The sequence below is a fragment of the Metabacillus sp. KUDC1714 genome (assembly GCF_014217835.1).
In the GTDB taxonomy this organism is placed as follows: domain Bacteria; phylum Bacillota; class Bacilli; order Bacillales; family Bacillaceae; genus Metabacillus; species Metabacillus rhizosphaerae.
Map to the genome: position 1 here is coordinate 5,605,946 of NZ_CP055263.1, position 22,468 is coordinate 5,628,413.

Consider the following 22,468-nt stretch of genomic DNA (forward strand, 5'->3'; position numbering starts at 1 on the left):
CTAGAAATTGCCTTACTCCGACTATATCAACAATTTTATAAACTCTTTGATCGCTTCTTCTTCATCTTCTCCTTTTGTAAGGATTGTTACTTCTTCATTCCTTATTGTTGCCAATAAGCCCATTAAGCTTTTAGCATCCACTTTATAATGCTTCCCAACAATGTGAATTTCTGATTCGAACTTATTTGCAACTTCGGTTAATTCAATTAATTTAGTTACTGATAGATTTTGAGTTATTTTTATATCCTTTACTCTCATTTGCTTTTCTCCTATAGTAAGAATAGTTAAATTCTATTTTATATATAGGTATGTCATGACAAGAATTTTTGATTCATTTGCAGATAATAATTCCTTCATTTATTCAATGAGTAAATGGTACCAATATTGAATCCTCCCAACTAATCAATTTACCTGCTTACCTCTTTTTGATTTAATAAACTACCCATTGTTTTTTTAAAAACTCATATCGTTCATTCATTTTCCTATTTTCACATCACCTTTCTAAATTTTAACAAAATTAAAAAGCATCCTTACGATACTTTTACAAACCTGTCATATTTGTAACATTTAGGTCATATAATTTAACAACCCTATAGGAAGGAGTGAAAATAATGGATAATCGGATTTTCTTATTCCTTGCAACGATCCTATCTGGTTTTGCACTTATTAAGGTTAATCTAGAGGAAACATTCTTATCTGCTTTAGCACCTTATTTTAATATACTTGGCATATTAACTGTATTAGTCTTCTCACTCGTTTTAATTTATAAAGGCGTTAGAAGTTTGTTTAGTAAATAGAATTCGGAAGGCACTCTTTATAGGGTGCTTTTCTTCTTTTTCGTTATATTAAATTGGATTAGGAGTTAAATTACATTTGAAATTACATAGCAGAGAAGCCACAACTCACTTAGCAACTGTCTATGTTGTCTGATTAAATATGAACATTAAGTGAACATTTTGTTACGCATTTATGTGTTTTCGACAATATAACAAAGGAAGAAAACCTCACAATTAATTAGCATTAGTAACATTCCTAACATATCATTAATACATAGATTAGGTACAAGGAATGTAACACTACCCACTCCCCTGTGGTGCTTTGATACATGCCTTGCCTATTCTGAAAAAAACTTTCAAAGAGGCGGTGTATTCAATGAAGCGATTTATCTTTTCTATTGATTCTGAAGAAATTGAAATTAGTGCAAATTCTATTCTGGAAGCTGTTTCCATAGTAAAGGAAGTAATAAAAAATAGTAAGGAAGAACGGAATCTAAAATTTGTAGGAGTTAAGTATTGACTTTCTTAGTGTAAAAAAACAAATAAAATTTTTCGCATAATTCCCCTTACTATTGGTATCTAATAACACTCATATCCAAATCATTTACTCGTAATATAAATCCGTAATGTTCATTATAAGAACCAAACCAATAGTGCTATCACGTTAACCTTCTGACTTTTCCGCTGAAATGAAACATTCTTAACCCTTTTTGAAATGTAAAATAAAACGTTTATCCTCACATTTTCTTTTACAGAATTTACTCTGGCGGTCATTCTTTTTCTTTTTGGCTCTTTTCTAAAAGATTGTTGTTTTTGAATAAAACTGATTAGGGTGATTGGTGCGGAAGGTGCGAGACTCCTGTGGGAGTAGCGGGACAGATGAGACCCCGCAGGCGCTTCGCGCTGAGGAGGCTCATCGCCCGCCCCACGGAAAGCGAGCATCCTGGAGCGCCAATCAACCAACCCAATACTATTTTAAAAGCAACAAAGTTTGCGAAAACAGCCTTCTTTTTATATATAAAAAAACGTCACCTCCAAATTCATGTTATACACACGAAAATGTAGGTAACGTTTTAACGTTTTTTCACTAATAGAATGTTGGATTAAGCGTGCTGATTTTCACTTTATACTTATTTCTTTAAGATGCTTGCCCTTGAACAACAGCATCACGATTGCTTCCAGCTTTTTTACCAGATGGAATGACATTAAAAACGATATTTAGTACGATCGCCGTGATACTTCCAGCAACAATACCGCTATTCGTTAAAATTTTAACTGATTCAGGAAGACCTGCGAAAATCTCTGGGACAACTGTTACGCCAAGCCCTAACCCAACGGAACAAGCGACGATTAATAGATTTTCCTGTGAAGCAAACTCAACCTGGCCAAGCATTTTGATCCCATAAGCAACAACCATTCCAAACATAGCAACCATCGCGCCACCTAAAACAGATGAAGGAATAACTGTTGCTAAAGCAGCAATTTTTGGTACTAAGCCTAATCCAATTAACATGATTGCTGTTGTGTATATAACACGATTTGTTTTAATGCCAGACATTTGAATAAGACCTACATTTTGCGAAAATGTTGTATATGGAAATGCGTTGAAAATTGCACCTAGCATATAAGCGAGACCTTCTGCACGATACCCTCTAGCTAAATCTTTATCGTCAAGTTTTTTGTTGCAAATATCACTTAACGCAAAATACACACCTGTAGATTCAACCATACTTACAACTGCAACAATCGTCATTGTAATAATTGGTGCTAATTCAAAGGTAGGCGTACCAAAGTAAAAAGGCTTTCCGATATTAAACCATGAAGCATCATTAACAGCCTGTAGGTCTACCATCCCCATAAAACCAGCCACAACAGTTCCTGCGATAATACCAATTAAAATTGAAATAGCTCTAATAAATCCTGTAAAAAAGCGATTAAGAAGTATGATTAAGAATAGAACTCCAAACGCGAGAATAAGGTTTTCTTTTGAACCGAAAGTTGGACTTCCTTGACCTCCTGCCATGTTATTCATTGCAACAGGAATTAATGTAATTCCAATGATCGTTACAACAGAACCTGTTACAACAGGTGGGAAAAACTTAACTAACTTTCCAAAGACAGATGAAATAAGAATAACGATGAGTCCAGAAACAAGAATAGCTCCATAGATCGAGGATACGCCATATTCATTACCGATGGCAATCATCGGCCCAACTGCAGTAAACGTACATCCTAATACAACTGGTAAGCCAAGTCCGAAAAAACGATTTTTCCAAACTTGTAAAAACGTAGCGATACCACACATAAAAATATCAATCGCAACTAAGTAAGTTAATTGTGCTCCAGATAAACCAATTGCACTTCCTACAATTAAAGGAACTACAACAGCACCAGCATACATAGCAAGTACATGTTGGATACCTAACGAAACGTTTTGTAATGATTGCTTCATGCTTTAACCTCCTCAAATTCTTCAACAAAGCTTACCTTGCCATCTCTTAACGATTGAATTCTCGCTAAAGATTCGACTCTGTAGCCTGAATTCTTTAATTCACTTGCACCCTTTTGAAACGATTTCTCGATCACAATCCCGATACCTTGAATGGAAGCACCTGATTTTTTCACAATATCGATTAATCCTTTTGCTGCCTCTCCATTTGCCAAAAAGTCGTCAATTATAAGTACTCGGTCTGATTTGTTTAGAAATTGGGAAGATACAGCAATTGTATTTTCTTCTTGTTTTGTAAATGAATAGACAGAAGATACGAGTAAGTTATCTGTTAATGTTAAAGATTTTCTCTTTCTTGCAAAGATAACCTTCACACCAAGCTCAAGACCAGCCATAACAGCAGGAGATATACCTGAGGATTCGATTGTCACGATTTTTGTAATACCTTCTTTTTTAAAAAGTCTAGCAAACTCTAAGCCTATCTCTTTCATAAGCTCTGGATCGATTTGATGATTTAAGAATGAGTCAACTTTTAACACACCGTCAGAAAGAACTATACCCTCATCTTGTATTTTTTCTCTAAGCAGTTTCATTTTCTTCCTCCCTAACGATTAATTAAATTAATTTATATGAATAGTTACAAAAAGAGAGCCTTATTTTTTATGCTTTCTTCTGTAATTTAAATTTTAATAATACAAAAAGCGGCATTGCTTCACTATAAGTGAAGCAATGCCGCTTTTATAAAAAAATAGGAAAATACCCATTTTTTATAGCGAAACATTTAACCTCACTCATAGTCAAATAATTTACGGTTATTTGGTAGAAACTTGTGGGCCATATTCCCACGATTATATGAGCGTTATTTGCAATTAAATGAATTATAACAATAAATGAATGATTTGCAAATATTTTTTTGCGAAAAACACGAACTTTAATCATTAAACTAATTAAGAATATTCGTACAATTAAAAAAGAAGCAACTGAGCTGCTTCCTCTTTAATAAATGTATTTAAATATGATAGATGTAACGATACTTTTCTTCAAGATATTCAATTAAATACTTAGCATTTAATCCTTCACCTGTTACATCCTTCAATATCTCTAAAGGTTGTTTTGTTTTCCCATATTGGTGAATATGCTCTGTTAACCAATTTCTAATTTTTTCAAATTGGCCTGTTTCAATTAATTCATTAAAATCAGGTAAATCTTTCAGCATTGCATGTTTAAATTGTGCTGCATACATATACCCCAATGCATATGACGGAAAATATCCAAAGCTTCCTCCTGCCCAATGAACATCCTGCAATACACCCTTTGCATCATTTGGAGGTGTGACACCTAAGTATTCTTCATATTTTTCATTCCAAATACGAGGAAGCTCTTCTACAGTTATTTCATCGTTAAATAAAGCTTTTTCGATTTCATAACGAACCATAACATGAAGAGAATAGGTTAGCTCATCTGCCTCAATACGAATAAGGGAAGGCTTTGACTCATTTATGGCTTCATAAAAGTCTTGTAAACTAACACCATCAAATTGCTCTGGAGAAAAATCCTTTAGGTTATTATAGTAACGCTGCCAGAAACCTTTATTTCTTCCGACAAAATTTTCATAGAATAGTGATTGCGACTCATGTATCCCCATTGAAGTACCACTGCATAAAAAAGTCCCTTCAAGCTTTTCTGATATGTTTTGCTCATATATTGCGTGTCCACATTCATGAATTGTACCAAAGATCGCTGTCCGGAAATCTTTCTCATCATACTTTGTCGTTACCCTGACATCACCACGGTTAAGCGTAATTTCAAAGGGATGAACCGTTTCATCTAATCGACCTGCTTCAAAATCATAGCCTAATTCATTTAACAGGAACTCACTAAGCCCACGTTGATTTAATTTAGGAAAATGATGATATAAAAAATCCGTTTTAGGCTGATGGGATGACTCGGCAATTTTTTTTACAAGTGGCACAATTTTTTCCCGCACTTGCGCAAATACTTGATCCAATACTTCAACAGTGACGCCTGGTTCATATTCATTTAACAATGTATTATATTTATTTCCTTCATAACCCCAATATGTAATAAGTTTTTTATTATAATCTACAAGCTTTTGCAAATAAGGTGCAAAGGATTGAAAATCAGACTTTTCCTTCGCATCTTCCCAAACTGATTCAGCTTTTGAACAAAGGACAACATATTCTTGATATTCCTTCGGAGGAATTACTTTATTTTTTTTGTATTCTTTTTTGAGAAGCTCAACAGCCTTTTGTGTCACTGGATTAAGTCCGCTATATACTTCATCTTTTGATAGAGCTACCAAATATTCATTCATTTGATCTGATACAAGCATTTGGAAAGCTTCGGTTGATAGCATACCAACAACTTCTGAACGCTGTTCAAGTCCCTTTTTAGGTGCTCCTGTGCGCATATCCCAATACATGACATTGATAGCTTCTTCATACGCTTGCATTTTTTTTATATAATCCAAAAAATCCTTTTCAATTTGAGTCAATTAAATCACTCCCTTTGTCTAGTTATTTAAAGCGTAAATACCCTGATCATTATTGTCAATCAAATTTCTTCATCATTTTATGCAACGGATTTGTAACGTAAAAAAAGGATAGACAAAGAGCAAAAGCTCCAGCCTATCCAACAATTGGCTCTACAGGTAATACAGCAGTTATTTGATCCATAACAAACTGATCATTATCTCCAAGAAAAATTGTGATAGATCCGCTGTCTTCACTAGTTCTAATCAATCTGCCCATTCCTTGTCTAAGCCTTAAGAGCATATATGGTAAATCTACTTCCATGAAGGGATCCTTCTTATCTGACCTTTTCGCTTCGAACACAGGGTCTTCAGGAGGATATGGTAAAGTCCATATAATCACATTAGAAAGTGATGGGCCTGGTATATCTAGGCCTTCCCATAAATGAACTGCACATAGAACTGATTCCTCATGTTGCTGGAATTCCTTCACAAGTGAGCTAATTTCTTTATCACCTTCAAAGAGAATTGGAAACTCATAGCTATTTGAAGCAATAGAAGCTTTGAACCACTTTAATTCTTGTTGAGAAGAAAATAAGATAAGTCCTCTTCCCCCAGAGTGAGTTAATTCTTCTAGCGTTCTAGAAAATTTCATTGCTCGATCTACTTCATTAACGAGCTGTAATTTCATTTGCTCATCGTAGTCAAACGGTGATTCAACAGAAAGTGATAAATAATCGTTTATCCCTAAACTGTTTGCAATAAAATCAAAAGATTTACTTTCTGAAAGAGTAGCTGAAGAGAAAATAAAAGGCAAGTTCTTTGAAAATACTCTTTCTTTTAAAACTTCCTCAACTTTTCTTGGCATGATAACAAGGCTATAATCGTTGTCTTTTTCTTCAACCCAGCTCACCGCATTATTTTTTTGATTAAACAATGAAAGTGAATACTCCATTTGATCAATAAACTCTTCAACAATTTTCAATTCATAATCATCAATTGTAAAAAGCTCGCCTTCAAATACAAGTGCTTCACTAATTTCAGCTAATTTTTTTTGTAGATTGTTTGCTGTAGTTTGAAGCTTAGTCTTGCGATTAATTTTCAGACGATTTGATCCTTCAACACTAGTGGTACATTGTTGTATATCATCAAAAAATTCATCGTTAATAGCTAGACCATCCTCAACTAGATATGCAAGCTCTTCACGAATCTCATTTTGTAGTAATCGTTCTAAAAAGATTTGTAACGAGCTTTGCTTAACACGGTGTGTTAGTGCCTTTTGAGCAGCAAACTCCAATAAGTGCCCCTCATCAAATACAACGCTACTATACTCAGGCAAAAGCGGCATTTGACCTTCACGTTTTCTTGATTCATATGTCCACACATGCTCCATAAAGTAGTCATGTGAACATACAATGATATCAGTAGCTTTACGATAGTAATCTCGTGACAATGTTAGACCACAGCGATGTCTTTGTGAACAAGTAAAACAATCTTGAAAGGAATCCCATCCAATCTTGTCCCATTCTTCATCAGAAAGATGCCCGAATTCCTTACGATCACCATACGCTGAAAATTGTTGCATACCAGCTTTTTCATGAACGAAGTCTGGAAGTGATTGATAGACATCTAAATATTTTTCATCCCCATTTTTTTGGATAACGTCATCTAGTTTATTTAAACATAAATATTGACTATGGGTTTTACTAAGACGGACATCCATTTGTAAATCAAGAAATTCAGACAACTTTGCAATGTCGCCCTCTTGCTTAACTAGCTGTTCTATTAACGTTTCATCTGCACAAGCAATGATTGCTGGTTTACCTGTATATCTCGCATATGATAAAGCATATAGCAAGTACACGATAGTTTTCCCTGTACCAACCCCTGCTTCAGCAAACATAACTTTTTTCTCTTGATATGCCCTCTCCAATTGAAAGGCCATGAAAATTTGTTCGTCTCTTAACTCAAACCCTTTCTCAGGAAGGATATCGTAAAAAACATCTCCTATCCAATTGTTTAAGGCTTGGTAAAAGCTCTCATCCTTTGATATAGCAAAAGGCAAACGGGACGTCACCATGTGTACGTTTCCTCCAATAATTTCAATTTCCAATTAATCCACAAAATATAATTATCTTATTTAATAAAGAAGATGTCAATTCATATGTATACATCTAAAAAGGAGTTAGCCAAATTTAGCCACTCCTTTTTGAGAATTTATATTATTAGTATGATCGTAAACCAGGCTTTTCTAAATTTTTATTTATCAAATAAAGTTTCAATTATTAATTGATGATCAATCGATGTTGCATGTGATAAAGCTTTAATCATATCTTCTCTAGCATTTCCTATTTGAAGCACTGCAGGAGACTCTAATCCTATTTGTTCCTCTAACGATTTTTGAGTGGAACTTAGTGCCTTTGAAATAAGTTGAAATTGCTGATCTTCATACATAAAATAAAACCACCCTTCATTATTACTTTCAATATCAAATCAACCGTATTAAAGTAAGAACCTATTATGAATCTAGCATGAAAAGTTTTCGCTAATTATTAATCATATGATTTCGGTCTTATTCTTTATTACTAATATTTACTTGTTGATTTTCACATTGAAACGATTCATTTTTAGGAATGGTCTTATATTTAACAAAACAAGCTTATTTTATTCGAAAAAGGCTTTGTAAAGTGATCTATGTTAGCTAGAAGAAACTTGCAGAATTAAATTATGAGAAAAAGGTTATTATTATTATGGAATTAGAAAAACGAAGAGAAATTACTCTTCGCCTTCTACTTTTTTAAATCCCAATTCTAGTAACTCCTCTGTTAACACATCAGGTGTAACAATATAGTATGTATTTCCTTCATCATTCGTTATAATTACTTCGGTCGGACTTGCATCCACACGCGCTGCATCTAAAGCAAAATATTTTGGTCCAAGTTGATTAAGTATTGAAGACAATTATTCCACCTCCTTTTATCCTATATTATAACAAGGATAGTCTAATTAGCGTAGAGTAATTCTTTATTAAGGCTGTTCTCGCAAACTTTGTTGCTATTTACCATGTTAGTGCGGGGTGGTTGATTTCCGCTACAGATGCTCGCTCCAATCAACCTTAAACAGTTTTCGTTTTAAAAGGAACAATCTCTTAGAAAAGAGCCTTTGTTAAAGACAATAGAAGCAGACTCTAAATTTCACTAAAACTATAAAGTCTGCCACCTAATTTAATCCTTGTTTCTTGGTGGGCGTACATTTGACCAATATTGATAGAAATCAGTTTTTATAAAGCCGTTAAACAGCTTGCGTTTTTTTGTTGCTGGCTTTCCATAAAAGTCTTCAAAGCCCTCATGAGAAGTAAGCATATAGATACTCCATGTATCTAACGGAGCAAATGCTTGTCCCATTTCCTTGTACATTTGCTCTACAGCTCTTTTTTCACCGAGTCGCTCTCCATAAGGAGGATTGCCGACTATCACACCAAATTCCTTTGTTGTAGTAAAATCCTTAACTTGCATTTGTTTAAAGTTTATAAGCTCACGAAGACCTGCTTCCTCAGCATTAGCCTCAGCAATACGGATCATACGATGGTCAATGTCTGCAGCTTGAATATCAAGGGGTTGATCATACTTTGCCTTTTCTTCAACTTCCTGTCTTGCAAGATCCCACTTTTCCTTGCCAATCCAATGCCACTTTTCCGAAGCAAATTCACGATTAAAACCTGGTGCTATATTTTGACCGATAAGTGCAGCCTCCATTGGGATTGTACCTGAACCGCAAAAAGGATCGACAAACGGACGATCTGGTGTCCATCTTGATAGTAAGACTAGAGCTGCTGCAAGTGTTTCCTTAATTGGTGCTCCCCCTTGATCAATTCGGAACCCACGCTTATGGAGACCTGAACCACTTGCATCAATTGTAATTGTTGCAACATCTTTTAAAAGTGCTACCTCAATTCGATAAAGGGGTCCATCTTCATTAAACCAACCGGTTGTTTTATAATGAGATTTTAATTTTTCAACTACTGCCTTTTTAACAATTCCCTGACAATCAGGTACACTTGCCAAAGTAGATTTCACAGATTTCCCTATTACAGGAAATTCTGCGTTTACTGGTAAGTAATCACCCCAGTTTAACGCTTTAGTTTTTTCAAAAAGCTCATCAAAGGTCTTTGCTTGAAATTCTCCAACCTTAATCTTAATACGATCAGCTGTTCGTAACCATAAATTTGATCGACAAATAGCAAGTTCATCAGCTTCATAAGTTACTTTGCCATTCTCTACCTTGCACTCATACCCTAAATCCTTAACTTCTTTCCCAACAATAGCTTCTAAACCCATTGCTGATGTTGCAATAAGTGTTAACTTATTCATTTTTCACCCTACCTTTACCCCTATTACCTATAATAGGCATATAATATGTATGTTAATTAGCGACCAATTCCCTTATTACAGGACAAGACTTTTCACTATAACATCATCGTCTATTTTGACATGATATAACCAGAAAATATGTAAATGAAAAGGGGCTGAATTGATCAGCCCCTTGTGCATATGTTTTCATACTGATTAATAACGTTCGATAAGCCATGTTTTGTTCCATCGTACTACAAGCGGCAAAGCCTCGTACTCAGGTGGTAATCATCTATCTACAGATGCTTGTAAAGCTTCTGTCCTTCTCTTCGTTTGGTTCCTCCAAGAAGGTGCCCCTACCATAATTTGGGTTTCTCGCTCGTGGGGTTTACCTCGTTCCACTCTTACAATTTCTTGTAAGACTTCGTCACTGTGGCACTTTCAAGGTAGTCAAGCCATATCCGAAGACTTAGGCTTTTTCCCTGCCGTCAGCCGAGCTAAAAGCTCATTGCTGCCCTAGCTTATGAATTCGCTAGGCACGAACACTACGGGCATCTCAGCACCGTGCGAGCATGGACTTTCCTCTACAATCCTAAAGACTGCAGCGATTACCTGAACGTTATTAATGAAACAGCAAAATTAAGTATACCTAAATATCTCTCATAAAACAAGTGTAAAAAAATGGATTATTTAATCATATAGCTTACTGCCAAATACATGTTTCTCAAGATTAGATAATCGTTTTAAAATATCAAAGTTTGTTGTGTTCGTTTGAACTGGTGGTTGTTTTTTATATGTATCATCTAATTGCTTCTTCAAACGAAGATTTTCCTGTTGTAGATCTTCAATTTCTTGATGGAATGTTTCATAGTCTTTTATAACAAGATCTAAAAACTTGTCAACTTCCTCTTGTTTATAGCCTCTTACTCCTGATTTAAATTCTCGTTCTAAAATTTCTTTTGCCGTTAATTTTACTTTATCTGAAAGCATATCTTTCACCTCTTATAGCGAAGTCATCAACCTATATTTTTTCAGAAATCTCGCTAATTGTCAATTTCGTTCAATCGCTATTTTCCGTTATTAACTTACACGAATCACCAAAAATCAGCATTTTTCATATTTTCTTCCTCCACAACTAGTTGAAGGTCGGAAAAAGTAATGAATCCAATGAAATAACTAGTTAATTCTTGCTTTTTTCTGGCAGTTTCCAATAAATACTTTGGAGAGCCCTCTTTTTCTTCATCAAATAAAAGAAGCAGACCATCACTTTTACTTACAAGAAATTCATTCTTTTGACGGAATTGTACTGGACTTTCATACTCTCGTTTTGTAATACTATCAACAAAATCAGCCTGAGACAAGATAAATTCATAATATTCTTTGTTTATTTCATTCCACTTACTTTCTTGATTAAGAAAAGGCGTTAGAATAGCTAGCTTTAAATCAGAGTATTCCATTTGCAAGTTAAATACAACCTCAGCTGCCCATAATTCTACACCCATTTGCCCACTAATGATTACCCATTCGAGCCCTTCTTCCAAGAAACCAAGTAACGATTTTTCAATTGCTTTTTTAATGTATTGTACAGCTTGATCATCATTTTTAAAAACTCCTAATTCAAACGATTTATAGCCAGAGATTGTTAAAACCTTCACATTAATCACCTTATCAATATACGAAATAATACCACACATTATAACGATAAATAATGAGTACGTAAAAAAAGCATCTAACTTTGGGAACTTTTTATAATAAGAATAGGAGCTGAAAATTCAGCTCCTAATCCGTTTACTTATCGACCAAATGGACCAGGTCCAAATCCTGGACGAGGTCTTGGGCCTCCGAAACCAGGACCTCCGAAACCAAAACCTGGAGCTGGAGCTTGACCGTAAACGTTAAAGTGTTGATGTGTTACCTCATTCTCAACTGATTGAGTTTGCGGGAAATAGTGTTGATGCTTATAAAAATCATGATTCACAGTTGTTGTGTGTTGTGGATGGATGTGTGGTACGATCGTTTCAGAATAATTATTTTGTACACAACATTTAGTTGGGTGTACGATAGGTGCCATTACTTTCGGTCTACAATGCATATATCATTCTCCTTTCAATCATTTGTCTTACACTTCTAGCCTATGATGAAAGGGATGTACATGTACTAATGCAAGTACCTAATTTTATAGAAAAGCATAAAAGCTTTCTTTAAAGTTTGTGAAAATAAAAATTGTTAAAACGATAACGATGAAAAACAAGTATAATATATTTTTGTACACAATATTCTTCTCCCTTTTAAAAGTTCGTACAGTCACTTATTTTACATCGTTCAACAGAGATCTACAATTGGTTTATTGCTTGATCTATATAAATTCATAATTTCGTCATTTTTTTGACGAATTTACTCACTTTTTGCGCTTACCCGGGCAATATTTTCTGAATATTTCCGCTTCAGTCTATTTATTCTTTTTTCAACATCACGTATATCTAATTTCAGTAAAACTTGCTCGCTTTCATTTACCACCTTATACACAAGTTCACTATAGTGGATTGCATCCTCATAGTTTTTTTCCTTATGTTCATAGTATTTAGCCAATTCAATTGATGCTTTACAGGTAATAGTTTTATTATTTGATGAGTGGATTATTTCCTTCCATGATTCTATCGCTTTATTCCATTCTTTTTGTTTCTTATAATGCAGTGAGAGATTGTAATTTGCTTCATCCTTATTATTTGGTTCTTTTTCCATTAAGGATTGATAAGCTGAAAATGCAGATGATTTTTCCCCTATATAATCTAACCATCTGGCAATTTCATAGTGCTCTGATGCATTTGCTTCATTATCTGTTTCTAGAAGTTTTATAGATAAATGGATATATAGAGTGATAAGCGATAATACGTCAATTTCATTATGTTTGAGGACTCCCATTATGATATCTGGTTGTTGTTGTTTAACAAATTGAAAATAGAGCATTGGTGCTAGAAACCCAGGAATATCATTTTCTCGGGTAATATTAAGGATTTCAGTTTCTACATTAACAAGTCTTACGGATTCAAGCTCATTTTTCCAAAGCCTCCTTGCAGCATGAAACAGATCAAAATGACCAAAAGCCGGAAGACTTGGGACAGAATCTCGTATTAACGTGTGCCTAGTTTTTACTTGTGGCCAATCAAATGCTTTGCCATTGTAAGTAACAAGAGTTTTACTATTAATTCCTTGTAAAAAACTTTGATATAAGGCAACTTCATTGCCGGGTTTAGGTAATAAATGCTGCTTAATGACAACACGATCAGCAAAAACCTGAGCTTGACCTAATAAAAAGATCGTGTTCCCCGCTCCCCCGCCAAGTCCTGTTGTTTCAGTATCAAAGAAAAACAATTCACTTGCATCATGACCTTTACAAGATAACGGATGGGTTTGATCACTCTCATTCCACATCGAAACAATCTTATGGAATTCACCAAGCTGATAATGTCCGTGTTTATAATCTAAAGGATAGGTCACTTCCCTTATTAGACAGACTTGCTTATCATATGAAAAGACAGAAGTTTGATGCTCTTTCCACAAGTGATCAACTGGATCATGTTCTACCTGTTGATCACTTGAATCTTTTTCTTCTCTAATCACATGCTTTTTCAACCTATTTAATTTATTTTTTAACGACATTTGCCTCATCCTTTATTTTAGTATGGAGGAATAGGACAGAGCTACGATGATTTTCCTTCAATTTAGTTGGTGCTGTTATTCCTTAATAGCAAGTTTTGTAAGAAGCAGATACGTATCTTTTTTGATTGAATTTGAGATGCTTTCAGTCCCAATGCAAGAAGGACAGCCATTGTGACATGGGCAATTTGACAGTAAATTGAGCGCTTCTAATAGGACAGAATTCATTGTTTCGTAAATTTTCTTTGCTAATCCCACGCCTCCTGGGTATCGATCATATAAAAAAATAGTTGGTTTATTATTGTGGACCGCTTTGATTTGAGCAACAACGTGCAGGTCAGACGGATCGCACATTACTTTTAATGGTGCTACATGCTGAAGTACATGTGCTACTCCAATCAATGATTCTTCTAGACGTTTTTCTGACATATCTTCTTTATTAAATGAATGTATACTTATCCACGCTGCATTTGTATGGAGTTCTTCTTCTGGAAGATGGATAGGACCTGAACCGATATTTTCATGAGTATCAAATTTTATTTTTTTAAAAATCGTTGCCATCGCTTGAACGGTTACATCGCCAAATCCATACCCAGCACTTTCTTTCTCTATGAGCATGTCTTCTTCTAAAACCTTAAGTTGTACAGCCAAATTTGCATCTGTAAAATAGTCAACATCCACTTCCCTTACAAATGCTTTTTTCTCCTCCCAATCAAGCTTTTCCACTTGAAATTGCACCCCTTGATGTAAATAAATCGCTTCATCGTGTAAAAGAGTCATCGCACTAAATCGATCCATTTCCCCAATCACCTTTACACTCGCAATATCAGATTGATCGATAATTATGACATTTTCCTGAGAAGCTGAACGAAGGCTAATGTTATGCGCTGGGAAGGAATCATTCATCCAATGGTATGTGTTGTCGTTATAATATAGGACCCGTTCCTCTGCTAAAAATTGTAATATATCTTCTAATTCAAGTCCGTCAAATGTATCACCATTTTTAAAAGGAAGCTCAAAAGCTGCACATTTCAAATGGTCTACAAGGACGACGAGATTGTCTGGATTTATGATAGCTGTTTCAGGATTTTGTTCAAAGAAATAATTAGGATTTTGAATAATATATTGATCTAGTGGACTAGAGCTCGCAACCATTATTATCACTGCTTCCCCTTGTCTTCTTCCTGCTCTACCTGCTTGCTGCCATGCACTAGCAATTGTTCCAGGATAACCAGTCATGATACAAACTTGCAACCTACCGATATCAACCCCTAGTTCAAGTGCGTTTGTACTAACAACGCCTAACACGTCTCCGTTTCTCAGACCTTGTTCAATCTCTCTTCTTTGTTTTGGTAAATATCCTCCACGATATCCACGAATTGACTTTTGTTTTAGTTCGTTTTTTATAAGTTCTTGCAAATACGTTAATATGATCTCCACTCGTACTCGACTTCGAGCAAAAACGATCGTCTGGATTTTATTTTTTAAAAAATGCCCTGCAAGCCTTCTCACTTCAAGCGTTGCACTTTTCCTTATATTTAACGGCTTGTTCACAATTGGTGGATTATAAAAAATAAAATGCTTTTTACTTGATGGGGCCCCATTTTTAGAAATGAGCTCCATCTCCTTACCTGTCAGTGTCTCAGCTAATTCCTTAGGATTTGCTATTGTTGCAGATGTACATATAAATTGCGGGTTACTTCCATAAAATTGACAAATTCGTTTAAGGCGTCTTATAACATTGGCAACATGGCTGCCAAATATTCCACGATAAATATGAAGCTCATCAATTACGATATATTTTAGGTTTTCAAAAAGAGATACCCATTTCGTATGATGTGGTAAAATCGCTGAATGCAGCATATCTGGATTCGTAATAACGATATGTCCTGCCTTTCTAACCTTCTGTCGAATTGCGGGTGACGTGTCACCATCATATGTATAGGAATTCAACCCGACACACATTTCAGTTATAATCTCATTTAATTCCGATTTTTGATCCTGTGCAAGTGCCTTTGTCGGAAAAAGATATAATGCTCTACTTGATTCATCATTTAAAATTTTTTGCAAGACGGGAAGATTATAACACAACGTTTTTCCTGATGCGGTAGGTGTGACAGCAACAAAGTTTGAGCCTTTATTCGCAAATTGATAGGCCTCATGTTGATGTGTATACAATTCTGAAATTCCTCTGTTTTGCAAGGCTGTTTTTAAGCGTATATCTATATCATCAGGCAAATCAACCGCTTCCGCCTCTTTAGATGGGATCGTATGCCAGTGAACAATTTGTTCACAAAATTCTTTTTCTTGTTTTAAAGCATGAAGAAGACTTGTTAACGATTTTCTAAATTCCATTTTATTTCCACCTCTATCTTCATCCTACACAAATGTGGATGTTCAGTTCCTATTTTACCGAATAAATGTTCGCAAATAAATAAAAAGCAGAAATATTTTCTGCTTTGAATAAAAACTATTTTTATTTAATGTGTAAATATGAATTACTTAACTTTTACATCTAGTATATTTGAGGTTCCTTTTATTACCTTTCCTGATGAAACTTTTGTGATGTTTTCTAGAATATCTGAGTTCGTGATAACGATTGGCGTAATTGTGCTTGCGGCTTTCTCCCTTATCAAGGAAAGATCAGCGGTAATTAATGGATCACCCACTTTTACCTTTTGACCTTCTTTAACATGAACATCAAAGCCATCTCCATTCATACTAACTGTTTCAAGCCCAATATGTATTAGTAGCTCTAATCCTGTTTGCGAACGCAGTCCAATAGCATGTTTTGTGTGAAAGACTTGAATAACTTGTCCATCAATAGGAGCTACAATAACGCCTTCTGTTGGCTCAATCGCCATCCCTTCCCCCATCAATTTTTGAGAAAATACAGGATCCGGTACCTCTTCTATATCTAACAATTTTCCAGTTAAAGGGGCAAAAATTGATTCTTTAGTCACTTTTTCTTTTTTTCCAAATAATGATTTTAACATAAAAATCCTCCTCTTTGCTTTTATATTTACTTCCAGTATATTCAAAACGTTATGAACAACGGAATGATTTACCTAAACAAAATATCTTATATCTAAATACCATAAACCTTTTTTCAAACTCTTCATATAATAATTTGTAATTTATATTATGTAGGGTGGGTTAAAATGAGAAAAAAGGATAATTTGGTTAATAAAAATAAGGTGCAACCAATAGAACAGATAGACTTTTTCCAAATTGTTGATCAGTTTTTTCGCACAGAGCCATTAAAGCAATTTATGAATGAATTTGATACAATGCTTACTGATTCATTTCCCTATCACCATATTCATGTTAACACATATGAAACAGATAAAAATTGTATAGTAGAATTAAAAATTCCTCCCGTTAAAAAAGAACAAGTTAGACTTGAGCTATTTGACCAATATTTAACGATTTCTATCACGAATCGCGAAGAAATTAAAGAATTTAATGAAAAGTCATCTACATTTAGAAATTATACATCACTTGATAGCTTATCAAGAACAATTCTACTACCTTATCCTGTTAAAGAAAATGATATTAAAACAACTTTTAAAAAAGATTCCCTAATTGTTACAATACCCAAAAAATCAGAACACTTTTATATAGAAGATGATTTATAAAAATTTTACTATAACATAATGTTAATACAGTGAAAAGGTCAGACACTCCCTGAGTCTGACCTTAACTGTTTTTATGTGATTTACCACCATACTTAGGGTTTTCTTCTGGTGTTGGATCGTTCGCTAAATCTTTTGCAGAAGCTGTTACCTCGTTTTTTCTTGATTGTTTACGTTTTATTCTCACCATTTTTATCACCTCTTAACTTTACTATTACACATTAAGAAAAATCTATGACGATAAAAAAATCCAAATTTTGACGTGAGAGAAATCCTCTTTACTTCAAACACTAAAGCATGGAGGTGTAAAAAATGGACAAAAAGAAATCAGATCTGCCTGACTTCGATGAGTTAAACGATCGTGTTATCGCAGAACCAACTTCATCCCCAACTCTCGTAATCAAAACAAATTTAGATAGCAAAAATATTAGTAAAGATAATCCTTATTCAAAAACGTCTGAAACTTCAACAGAATTCAAAAACTTTTTTAAGGACTGATTACCATGGATTTTACATTAGGATATTTAACAGAAGCAATTTCAAATTATGATAGTAGCTCAGTAGCTAAAAGAATTAGCTTAAAATTAGAAAAAGGACAATTTAAAACTGAAAGAGACTTAGTGTTAACACTGGATGAAGATGAGATTCAATTTCTAAACAATGTTTTACCTGATGAAATTAAATATGCATTTAATGAACAAGATTTTATTAGGGGCAACCAATTAAATGAGGTTTATGAATTGTTGATTTAAGTTGTTTTCATATAGCATAAATTTAATTGTTGAAAATGTACCCGAGGGAGAGAAATTCAAATGAATAGAAACAGTAATCACTACATTAATATCAAATTCCAAACTGGTGCTATTGATAAGGAAGGCGTCAATGGGTGTCAAGTTGAAGACGTAATAAGTGTACTTGTTGAAAAACTAAAATCACACCAAAATGGTGATTTTGCCTGTCCAGAAAATTCTTTGGCAATCTCAAATTTACAAAGTGCAAACTTTGCACTACGTGTAAGGAAAGAACGATTGGAAGAGAAAAATCAAGGGAATGAATATGTTGAAACTTTTTAGCACAAAAAAATACTCGAATACTAATGTGGATGAAGTTAAACGTTTAAACGCTCAATCAGGATTATCTTATAATGAAGTGAAACAACTACTTGCTACACATTTAAAGAAAGAGCAAAAATGAGGTCTCCCTCGTATTTGCTCTTTTCTTTTATTTAAACATTGAGGTAACCCCTTTAAATAGCCCTCCCATCTGATTTACAGCACTCATCATTTGTCCTGCTGTATCCATCATTTTGTTAATATCTAATTGACCATCAGATTTTTTAAATTGTGAAATAACAGTCTGAAAACCTGTTGGCTGTTGCTTAAAGTTTGGTACTGGCTTAGGATATGGTGTTGGATATTGCGAGTTCATATACTGTCCATTTAACATACTATTGTTCCCATTTCCATAAAATGGTTGATAAGGATTTTGAAACTGTGGTTGGTATTGTTGCTGATAGGGTTGATAATACGGGTTTTGATATTGTTGCTGATACGTTGAAGTATTCATATTTTGGCCATTTTGAAAATCAGATGTCTGTTGCTCCAAAAAAGGAAAAGTCTGAACTGGTGGATAGTATGGACTTTCTCTTCTTCTCCTTCTTTGAAAAGCATGTTGTTGATTCATCAAAAATTCCTCCTCCCATTGATCGAATCCTAGTTGTTCTTACTATATGAATAAAATGCCTATTGGGTGAAACAAAATTCAATACATGAATATTGCTTGATTTGCTCATATTAGAAGGGAACACATTAAGGGGGGATTATCTTGGCAAGAGGGAAACATTTTAACCATAAAGAAAGAGGACATGATCCTACAATTCCAAAACATGGACAAGAAGTTTCTGCTAAGGAAACTGAACATTTAGCATATGCTATTGAACCAGTCGCAAGTGAAGATCAAGATCCAGTTAGTATTAAGACAGAAAAGTAATGTACAGAAGCGCAAACACCTGTTTAGCTACGTATAACTAAGAGAGACAGCGATTCAAAGTTGACTTAGCGTAAAAGGATTGTGAAGTTCACTAGTCGTTGGGCGCTTGAGCTGGATGTTAAGTGTTATCAACAGTACAGAAATTTTATTTTATATGAACGTAAATAAGGGACTGCTCTAGTCAGTCCCTACTTCAATCTCTGTCAGAATACTATCAATGATATATTCCACAGAATTATGGAGATTATGAAATCTTTGATTATTTACATCCTTATAAAATGACTGTAGGACAATCTGCTCAATATTATCAATAGTTGATTCAATTTGTGAAAGATGGATATATTTAGGTTTATGTTCCTTTACCCAAGCCTCTGCTAACGGCTTCCACATAGTTGCTTGTTTCATAACCATCTCAAATGCTGGCTTTACCTCATTATAAAAAAGCGATTCAGTTTTTTCTGGTTTTTGCTTTATTTTTTCAAATCTAACCTTACAATCATTTAAAAGCTGCAGAAGCTCTTTTGAAAACATGATTAATTCCATTTAAAGCTCACCTCTGCACTTATCATACCAAATCAGTTAAAATAACGCACATTACTTAAATATTTGTTGCTACAAAAGGAAAGCAGGAAGCATGAGACTGATAACTATCATTCTTTAGTTGTGTTTCTTTTTCAATGCTTAAACAAGAAATTAGTTCAGTTAGCTGCAGATCAATACGACTAGCATCCTCCCGCAATTTAATCTCCATTTTATTAGTTGAAACCTTAGCTATAAATACTTCCTCAAGTGCCATAAGCTCTTGTTCTAATTCTGCTAATTTTCCTTCAATTACACTCTTATCAATGATATTTTTCAACGTTCTCCCTCCTCTTCCTGTTAATTAATTCGCTGAATATTTATGACTACCTTCATGCTTGACAAAACTAGTTTCTATTCGTCAAAGAAAATGAAAATGTACATCCTTCGACATCTATGTTCGACCTGCATGGAAACAAATACGTTAGTAAAGACTACTTAATAGGAGGTGCTAACTATGGCTAAAAAACCAAAAGGTAAACAACAATCTGTAGAAGAAAAAGCACGTAATACAGGAGATAAAAAGCTGGATGGCCCTAACCGACCTTCAACGTAAAGGGTATAGGGTATTTAAAACTATTTCACCAATGAAACGAAAGCAAGGACTACCGTCCTTGCTTTCTTTATCCATTTCTCCAATACTCTTGAAGTAATGTTAGTAAATGTAATTGATCTTGCTTATGTCTAAACCAATTAGTTAGTTCATAGTTTTTCGGGATTTTGGGCTCTTTAAACCACTTTTTTGAATTTTGACCATGAAACCAATCTTGTTTTTTTTCGTCTATACTATGTGAAACCATTGGATATGCTGTTCGTAATAAGGGTGTTTCCCTTTTAATTTTTTCGGGAAAGGTTTGTTCATAATCATATCTTGAACCAGTGTGTGGAACAGACCTGGAAAAAGTCAAAAATTGTTCATATAAACCAGCGGAGAATAGTAACCAAGCCAATCGCTTACCAAGTTCAATCCTATTTGTCAGATTATTAAAGTTATAAACAGAAAAACCAAAAAGTTCTCCACTTAAGGTTGGGAAAATAACTGTACTAAAGTGCAACATATCTTGAATTTTATAAGGATTCTTTTTAAAAACTAAGCTCTTATACTGTTTATTATTTATTACAGGAACTTGAATTACATTTTGCTCATTAATAATAAGTGCAGTTAATAATCGATTTGTTTGTTTATTACACCAAAAATAATTCCATTCTTTTAACATAAATTGAGATACCTGAAAAAAATCGAATAAATAAAAAAGTGGCTTATTTAACTTTTTTGACCACTCATAAAGTAAGAGTTGAGGGTATGCATCTTGAAAAATTGTCCAATTTGCTCGTTCATATATCATAAAAAGCAAAGATCTCTGGTCCATACCTAATGCTTTACGGAACCATTCCCCCTGCAGGTCTGTCATGCTCCAGCCTGCATTTCTAGAAACCATACTCGCAAGGTATGACCATTTAATTTCTGGATGAAGTTCATAAAAGTCTTGATATGCTTTTGTTCTAGATATATTGTCGTAATTTTTTTTTCTTGTCGTATTAACTATAGATGTGATGATTTCTTGATCACTAATGCTATTTTTCGCTAATGGTTTGCTGTTAATCATTGTCCCACCTCTAATAAAACAAATTAAAAATATGCCAAGCCATGTTCAATTAAGAAGAAATAGCTTATTCTATACTCTGTGCCTGAGATCAGTTATATTATTTAACAGCTTAAAGAAATTTTCACGAAATAGTAAGCGGATATTTCTCCCTTACCGTTATACAAATTATCGTCTCCTAAACGTTTAGAATGTACACATTAACAAAATTGAAACTTTTTTAACAAACATTTCTTGATATTTTTGGTATGATAGGTAGTAGTTTCGATGAGGAGGTCAAGTATGATTTTTCGTTACCCTAACGGAAAGCCTTATGAACCAAAGGAACAATTCGTACATAAAAAACAGCAAACGATCACTTATAGCAATCGCGGGATGACACTTGAGGAAGATTTAAATGAAACAAACAAATACTATCTTGAAAGCAAACTAGCTGTTATACATAAAAAGCCAACACCTGTCCAAATCGTTAATGTTGACTACCCTAGAAGAAGTGCAGCAGTGATCAAAGAGGCTTATTTTAAACAGAGCTCAACAACAGATTATAATGGGATTTATCGTGGTAAGTACGTTGATTTCGAAGCAAAGGAAACAAAAAATAAAACATCATTTCCTTTACAAAATTTCCATGCTCACCAAATTGATCATATGAGAAATATTGTTGAACAAGGTGGGATATGCTTTGTTATTTTGTCAGCATTTAATGAATTTTATTATTTAGAGGCACAAAACCTGTTAACCTTTTGGAACCGTCAAGAAACTGGAGGAAGAAAGTCAATTACACATGATGAATTAAATGAACATGGGCATAAAATCCCTTTAGGATATCAAGCAAGGATTGACTATCTAAAAATTATAGATAAACTATATTTTTAAGATAAATTCAAATATGAATCGTTACTTATAATAACGCTTTTAATGAAAGCCTATTATGAAAGG

Annotated in this window: 28 protein-coding genes, 1 other RNA gene and 1 riboswitch; of the genes, 9 read left to right on the top strand and 20 right to left on the bottom strand. The window is 34.2% G+C overall.

Annotation, left to right across the window (positions count from 1 at the left end; genetic code table 11):
• Positions 1–21: 21 nt before the first annotated feature.
• Positions 22–258 carry an HPr family phosphocarrier protein gene (locus HUW50_RS25960; protein ID WP_066332494.1) on the bottom strand — a complete coding sequence of 79 codons (237 nt, stop codon included), beginning with the start codon at positions 256–258 and terminating at the stop codon, positions 22–24.
• Between the two features lie 353 nt (positions 259–611).
• On the opposite strand from HUW50_RS25960, the gene HUW50_RS25965 reads away from it, so the two are divergent.
• Positions 612–797: a hypothetical protein gene (locus HUW50_RS25965; protein ID WP_066332484.1), complete on the top strand. Its 186-nt coding sequence runs from the start codon at positions 612–614 to the stop codon at positions 795–797.
• Positions 798–1,152: 355 nt separating this feature from the next.
• On the top strand, positions 1,153–1,296 hold the full coding sequence (locus HUW50_RS25970) for a hypothetical protein (RefSeq protein ID WP_157094390.1): 144 nt from the start codon (positions 1,153–1,155) through the stop codon (positions 1,294–1,296).
• Between the two features lie 618 nt (positions 1,297–1,914).
• On the opposite strand, the gene HUW50_RS25975 is transcribed toward HUW50_RS25970, so the two are convergent.
• From HUW50_RS25975 to HUW50_RS26040, 14 genes are all read right to left on the bottom strand, one after another.
• The gene (locus tag HUW50_RS25975; RefSeq protein WP_185653514.1) at positions 1,915–3,228 is read right to left on the bottom strand and encodes a nucleobase:cation symporter-2 family protein; all 1,314 of its coding nucleotides are present in this window, start codon (positions 3,226–3,228) and stop codon (positions 1,915–1,917) included.
• Positions 3,225–3,818, bottom strand: coding sequence for a xanthine phosphoribosyltransferase (locus HUW50_RS25980; RefSeq protein ID WP_066332477.1), 594 nt, complete (start codon positions 3,816–3,818; stop codon positions 3,225–3,227). Before HUW50_RS25980 ends, HUW50_RS25975 begins: the two co-directional genes overlap by 4 nt.
• Positions 3,819–3,999: 181 nt before the next feature.
• A riboswitch (purine riboswitch) is annotated at positions 4,000–4,101 on the bottom strand.
• 133 nt (positions 4,102–4,234) lie between these two features.
• Positions 4,235–5,698: a carboxypeptidase M32 gene (locus HUW50_RS25985; protein ID WP_066332072.1), complete on the bottom strand. Its 1,464-nt coding sequence runs from the start codon at positions 5,696–5,698 to the stop codon at positions 4,235–4,237.
• Positions 5,699–5,873: 175 nt separating this feature from the next.
• Entirely contained in the window at positions 5,874–7,796 is a 1,923-nt protein-coding gene (locus HUW50_RS25990) for an ATP-dependent DNA helicase (RefSeq protein WP_066331725.1), read from the bottom strand.
• A 179-nt stretch (positions 7,797–7,975) separates the two neighbouring features.
• Positions 7,976–8,170 (bottom strand): hypothetical protein, encoded by a 195-nt coding sequence (locus HUW50_RS25995; RefSeq protein WP_066331726.1) that lies wholly within the window; start codon positions 8,168–8,170, stop codon positions 7,976–7,978.
• A gap of 321 nt (positions 8,171–8,491) precedes the next feature.
• Positions 8,492–8,677, bottom strand: a complete 186-nt coding sequence (locus tag HUW50_RS26000) for a hypothetical protein (protein WP_066331733.1) — start codon at positions 8,675–8,677, stop codon at positions 8,492–8,494.
• Positions 8,678–8,940: 263 nt separating this feature from the next.
• Positions 8,941–10,086, bottom strand: a complete 1,146-nt coding sequence (locus HUW50_RS26005) for a THUMP domain-containing class I SAM-dependent RNA methyltransferase (protein WP_066331744.1) — start codon at positions 10,084–10,086, stop codon at positions 8,941–8,943.
• Positions 10,087–10,290: 204 nt separating this feature from the next.
• An RNA gene (gene rnpB / locus HUW50_RS26010) (RNase P RNA component class B) lies at positions 10,291–10,685 on the bottom strand.
• Positions 10,686–10,755: 70 nt separating this feature from the next.
• Positions 10,756–11,055 (bottom strand): cell division regulator GpsB, encoded by a 300-nt coding sequence (gene gpsB, locus HUW50_RS26015; protein ID WP_066331745.1) that lies wholly within the window; start codon positions 11,053–11,055, stop codon positions 10,756–10,758.
• 104 nt (positions 11,056–11,159) lie between these two features.
• Entirely contained in the window at positions 11,160–11,720 is a 561-nt protein-coding gene (locus HUW50_RS26020; RefSeq protein WP_066331747.1) for an SLOG family protein, read from the bottom strand.
• Positions 11,721–11,857: 137 nt separating this feature from the next.
• Positions 11,858–12,157, bottom strand: a complete 300-nt coding sequence (locus HUW50_RS26025; protein WP_066331749.1) for a CotD family spore coat protein — start codon at positions 12,155–12,157, stop codon at positions 11,858–11,860.
• A gap of 302 nt (positions 12,158–12,459) precedes the next feature.
• Complete coding sequence (locus HUW50_RS26030; RefSeq protein WP_066331753.1) at positions 12,460–13,725, bottom strand: ribonuclease H-like domain-containing protein; 1,266 nt, start codon at positions 13,723–13,725, stop codon at positions 12,460–12,462.
• Positions 13,726–13,800: 75 nt separating this feature from the next.
• Positions 13,801–16,077, bottom strand: coding sequence for a DEAD/DEAH box helicase (locus tag HUW50_RS26035; protein ID WP_066331757.1), 2,277 nt, complete (start codon positions 16,075–16,077; stop codon positions 13,801–13,803).
• A gap of 143 nt (positions 16,078–16,220) precedes the next feature.
• The gene (locus tag HUW50_RS26040) at positions 16,221–16,718 is read right to left on the bottom strand and encodes a PTS sugar transporter subunit IIA (RefSeq protein ID WP_066331759.1); all 498 of its coding nucleotides are present in this window, start codon (positions 16,716–16,718) and stop codon (positions 16,221–16,223) included.
• 165 nt (positions 16,719–16,883) lie between these two features.
• On the opposite strand from HUW50_RS26040, the gene HUW50_RS26045 reads away from it, so the two are divergent.
• Positions 16,884–17,360, top strand: coding sequence for an Hsp20/alpha crystallin family protein (locus HUW50_RS26045; protein ID WP_066331760.1), 477 nt, complete (start codon positions 16,884–16,886; stop codon positions 17,358–17,360).
• Positions 17,361–17,421: 61 nt separating this feature from the next.
• On the opposite strand, the gene HUW50_RS27360 is transcribed toward HUW50_RS26045, so the two are convergent.
• Positions 17,422–17,547: a hypothetical protein gene (locus HUW50_RS27360; protein WP_260445623.1), complete on the bottom strand. Its 126-nt coding sequence runs from the start codon at positions 17,545–17,547 to the stop codon at positions 17,422–17,424.
• 122 nt (positions 17,548–17,669) lie between these two features.
• Between HUW50_RS27360 and HUW50_RS26050 the strand changes: the two genes are divergently transcribed.
• The 3 genes from HUW50_RS26050 to HUW50_RS26060 are packed head-to-tail and all read left to right on the top strand — an operon-like array spanning position 17,670 to position 18,430.
• Positions 17,670–17,855, top strand: a complete 186-nt coding sequence (locus HUW50_RS26050; protein WP_066331767.1) for a hypothetical protein — start codon at positions 17,670–17,672, stop codon at positions 17,853–17,855.
• A 5-nt stretch (positions 17,856–17,860) separates the two neighbouring features.
• Positions 17,861–18,109: a sigma-G-dependent sporulation-specific acid-soluble spore protein CsgA gene (locus HUW50_RS26055; protein ID WP_066331769.1), complete on the top strand. Its 249-nt coding sequence runs from the start codon at positions 17,861–17,863 to the stop codon at positions 18,107–18,109.
• Between the two features lie 60 nt (positions 18,110–18,169).
• Complete coding sequence (locus tag HUW50_RS26060; RefSeq protein ID WP_066331772.1) at positions 18,170–18,430, top strand: Acb2/Tad1 domain-containing protein; 261 nt, start codon at positions 18,170–18,172, stop codon at positions 18,428–18,430.
• A 148-nt stretch (positions 18,431–18,578) separates the two neighbouring features.
• Here HUW50_RS26060 and HUW50_RS26065 read toward each other — a convergent pair whose 3' ends face one another.
• Positions 18,579–19,040: a YppG family protein gene (locus HUW50_RS26065; protein ID WP_066331777.1), complete on the bottom strand. Its 462-nt coding sequence runs from the start codon at positions 19,038–19,040 to the stop codon at positions 18,579–18,581.
• 141 nt (positions 19,041–19,181) lie between these two features.
• Between HUW50_RS26065 and HUW50_RS26070 the strand changes: the two genes are divergently transcribed.
• A complete protein-coding gene (locus HUW50_RS26070; protein ID WP_185653515.1) occupies positions 19,182–19,346 on the top strand; it encodes a hypothetical protein in 165 nt (54 codons plus the stop codon).
• Positions 19,347–19,523: 177 nt separating this feature from the next.
• Here HUW50_RS26070 and HUW50_RS26075 read toward each other — a convergent pair whose 3' ends face one another.
• Both HUW50_RS26075 and HUW50_RS26080 read right to left on the bottom strand, forming a co-directional pair.
• Positions 19,524–19,889, bottom strand: a complete 366-nt coding sequence (locus tag HUW50_RS26075) for a DUF1798 family protein (protein WP_083964605.1) — start codon at positions 19,887–19,889, stop codon at positions 19,524–19,526.
• 55 nt (positions 19,890–19,944) lie between these two features.
• Positions 19,945–20,205, bottom strand: a complete 261-nt coding sequence (locus HUW50_RS26080) for a hypothetical protein (protein WP_066331781.1) — start codon at positions 20,203–20,205, stop codon at positions 19,945–19,947.
• Between the two features lie 177 nt (positions 20,206–20,382).
• Here HUW50_RS26080 and HUW50_RS26085 point away from each other — a divergent pair, with 177 nt between their 5' ends.
• Positions 20,383–20,481 (top strand): spore protein, encoded by a 99-nt coding sequence (locus HUW50_RS26085; protein WP_066331786.1) that lies wholly within the window; start codon positions 20,383–20,385, stop codon positions 20,479–20,481.
• Between the two features lie 67 nt (positions 20,482–20,548).
• Here the strand turns inward: HUW50_RS26085 and HUW50_RS26090 are convergent, their stop codons facing one another.
• Positions 20,549–21,532 (bottom strand): DUF2515 domain-containing protein, encoded by a 984-nt coding sequence (locus HUW50_RS26090; protein ID WP_066331789.1) that lies wholly within the window; start codon positions 21,530–21,532, stop codon positions 20,549–20,551.
• Between the two features lie 282 nt (positions 21,533–21,814).
• Between HUW50_RS26090 and recU the strand changes: the two genes are divergently transcribed.
• Positions 21,815–22,405, top strand: coding sequence for a Holliday junction resolvase RecU (recU, locus tag HUW50_RS26095; protein WP_066332085.1), 591 nt, complete (start codon positions 21,815–21,817; stop codon positions 22,403–22,405).
• Positions 22,406–22,468: the final 63 nt, after the last annotated feature.

Coding starts and splice junctions, on each gene's coding strand:
- HUW50_RS25960 (WP_066332494.1), bottom strand. CDS start 258: ATGAGAGTAAAGGATATAAAAATAACTCAAAATCTATCAGTAACTAAA.
- HUW50_RS25965 (WP_066332484.1), top strand. CDS start 612: ATGGATAATCGGATTTTCTTATTCCTTGCAACGATCCTATCTGGTTTT.
- HUW50_RS25970 (WP_157094390.1), top strand. CDS start 1,153: ATGAAGCGATTTATCTTTTCTATTGATTCTGAAGAAATTGAAATTAGT.
- HUW50_RS25975 (WP_185653514.1), bottom strand. CDS start 3,228: ATGAAGCAATCATTACAAAACGTTTCGTTAGGTATCCAACATGTACTT.
- HUW50_RS25980 (WP_066332477.1), bottom strand. CDS start 3,818: ATGAAACTGCTTAGAGAAAAAATACAAGATGAGGGTATAGTTCTTTCT.
- HUW50_RS25985 (WP_066332072.1), bottom strand. CDS start 5,698: ATGCAAGCGTATGAAGAAGCTATCAATGTCATGTATTGGGATATGCGC.
- HUW50_RS25990 (WP_066331725.1), bottom strand. CDS start 7,796: ATGGTGACGTCCCGTTTGCCTTTTGCTATATCAAAGGATGAGAGCTTT.
- HUW50_RS25995 (WP_066331726.1), bottom strand. CDS start 8,170: ATGTATGAAGATCAGCAATTTCAACTTATTTCAAAGGCACTAAGTTCC.
- HUW50_RS26005 (WP_066331744.1), bottom strand. CDS start 10,086: ATGAATAAGTTAACACTTATTGCAACATCAGCAATGGGTTTAGAAGCT.
- gpsB (WP_066331745.1), bottom strand. CDS start 11,055: ATGCTTTCAGATAAAGTAAAATTAACGGCAAAAGAAATTTTAGAACGA.
- HUW50_RS26025 (WP_066331749.1), bottom strand. CDS start 12,157: ATGCATTGTAGACCGAAAGTAATGGCACCTATCGTACACCCAACTAAA.
- HUW50_RS26030 (WP_066331753.1), bottom strand. CDS start 13,725: ATGTCGTTAAAAAATAAATTAAATAGGTTGAAAAAGCATGTGATTAGA.
- HUW50_RS26035 (WP_066331757.1), bottom strand. CDS start 16,077: ATGGAATTTAGAAAATCGTTAACAAGTCTTCTTCATGCTTTAAAACAA.
- HUW50_RS26040 (WP_066331759.1), bottom strand. CDS start 16,718: ATGTTAAAATCATTATTTGGAAAAAAAGAAAAAGTGACTAAAGAATCA.
- HUW50_RS26045 (WP_066331760.1), top strand. CDS start 16,884: ATGAGAAAAAAGGATAATTTGGTTAATAAAAATAAGGTGCAACCAATA.
- HUW50_RS27360 (WP_260445623.1), bottom strand. CDS start 17,547: ATGGTGAGAATAAAACGTAAACAATCAAGAAAAAACGAGGTAACAGCT.
- HUW50_RS26050 (WP_066331767.1), top strand. CDS start 17,670: ATGGACAAAAAGAAATCAGATCTGCCTGACTTCGATGAGTTAAACGAT.
- HUW50_RS26055 (WP_066331769.1), top strand. CDS start 17,861: ATGGATTTTACATTAGGATATTTAACAGAAGCAATTTCAAATTATGAT.
- HUW50_RS26060 (WP_066331772.1), top strand. CDS start 18,170: ATGAATAGAAACAGTAATCACTACATTAATATCAAATTCCAAACTGGT.
- HUW50_RS26065 (WP_066331777.1), bottom strand. CDS start 19,040: ATGAATCAACAACATGCTTTTCAAAGAAGGAGAAGAAGAGAAAGTCCA.
- HUW50_RS26075 (WP_083964605.1), bottom strand. CDS start 19,889: ATGGAATTAATCATGTTTTCAAAAGAGCTTCTGCAGCTTTTAAATGAT.
- HUW50_RS26085 (WP_066331786.1), top strand. CDS start 20,383: ATGGCTAAAAAACCAAAAGGTAAACAACAATCTGTAGAAGAAAAAGCA.
- HUW50_RS26090 (WP_066331789.1), bottom strand. CDS start 21,532: ATGATTAACAGCAAACCATTAGCGAAAAATAGCATTAGTGATCAAGAA.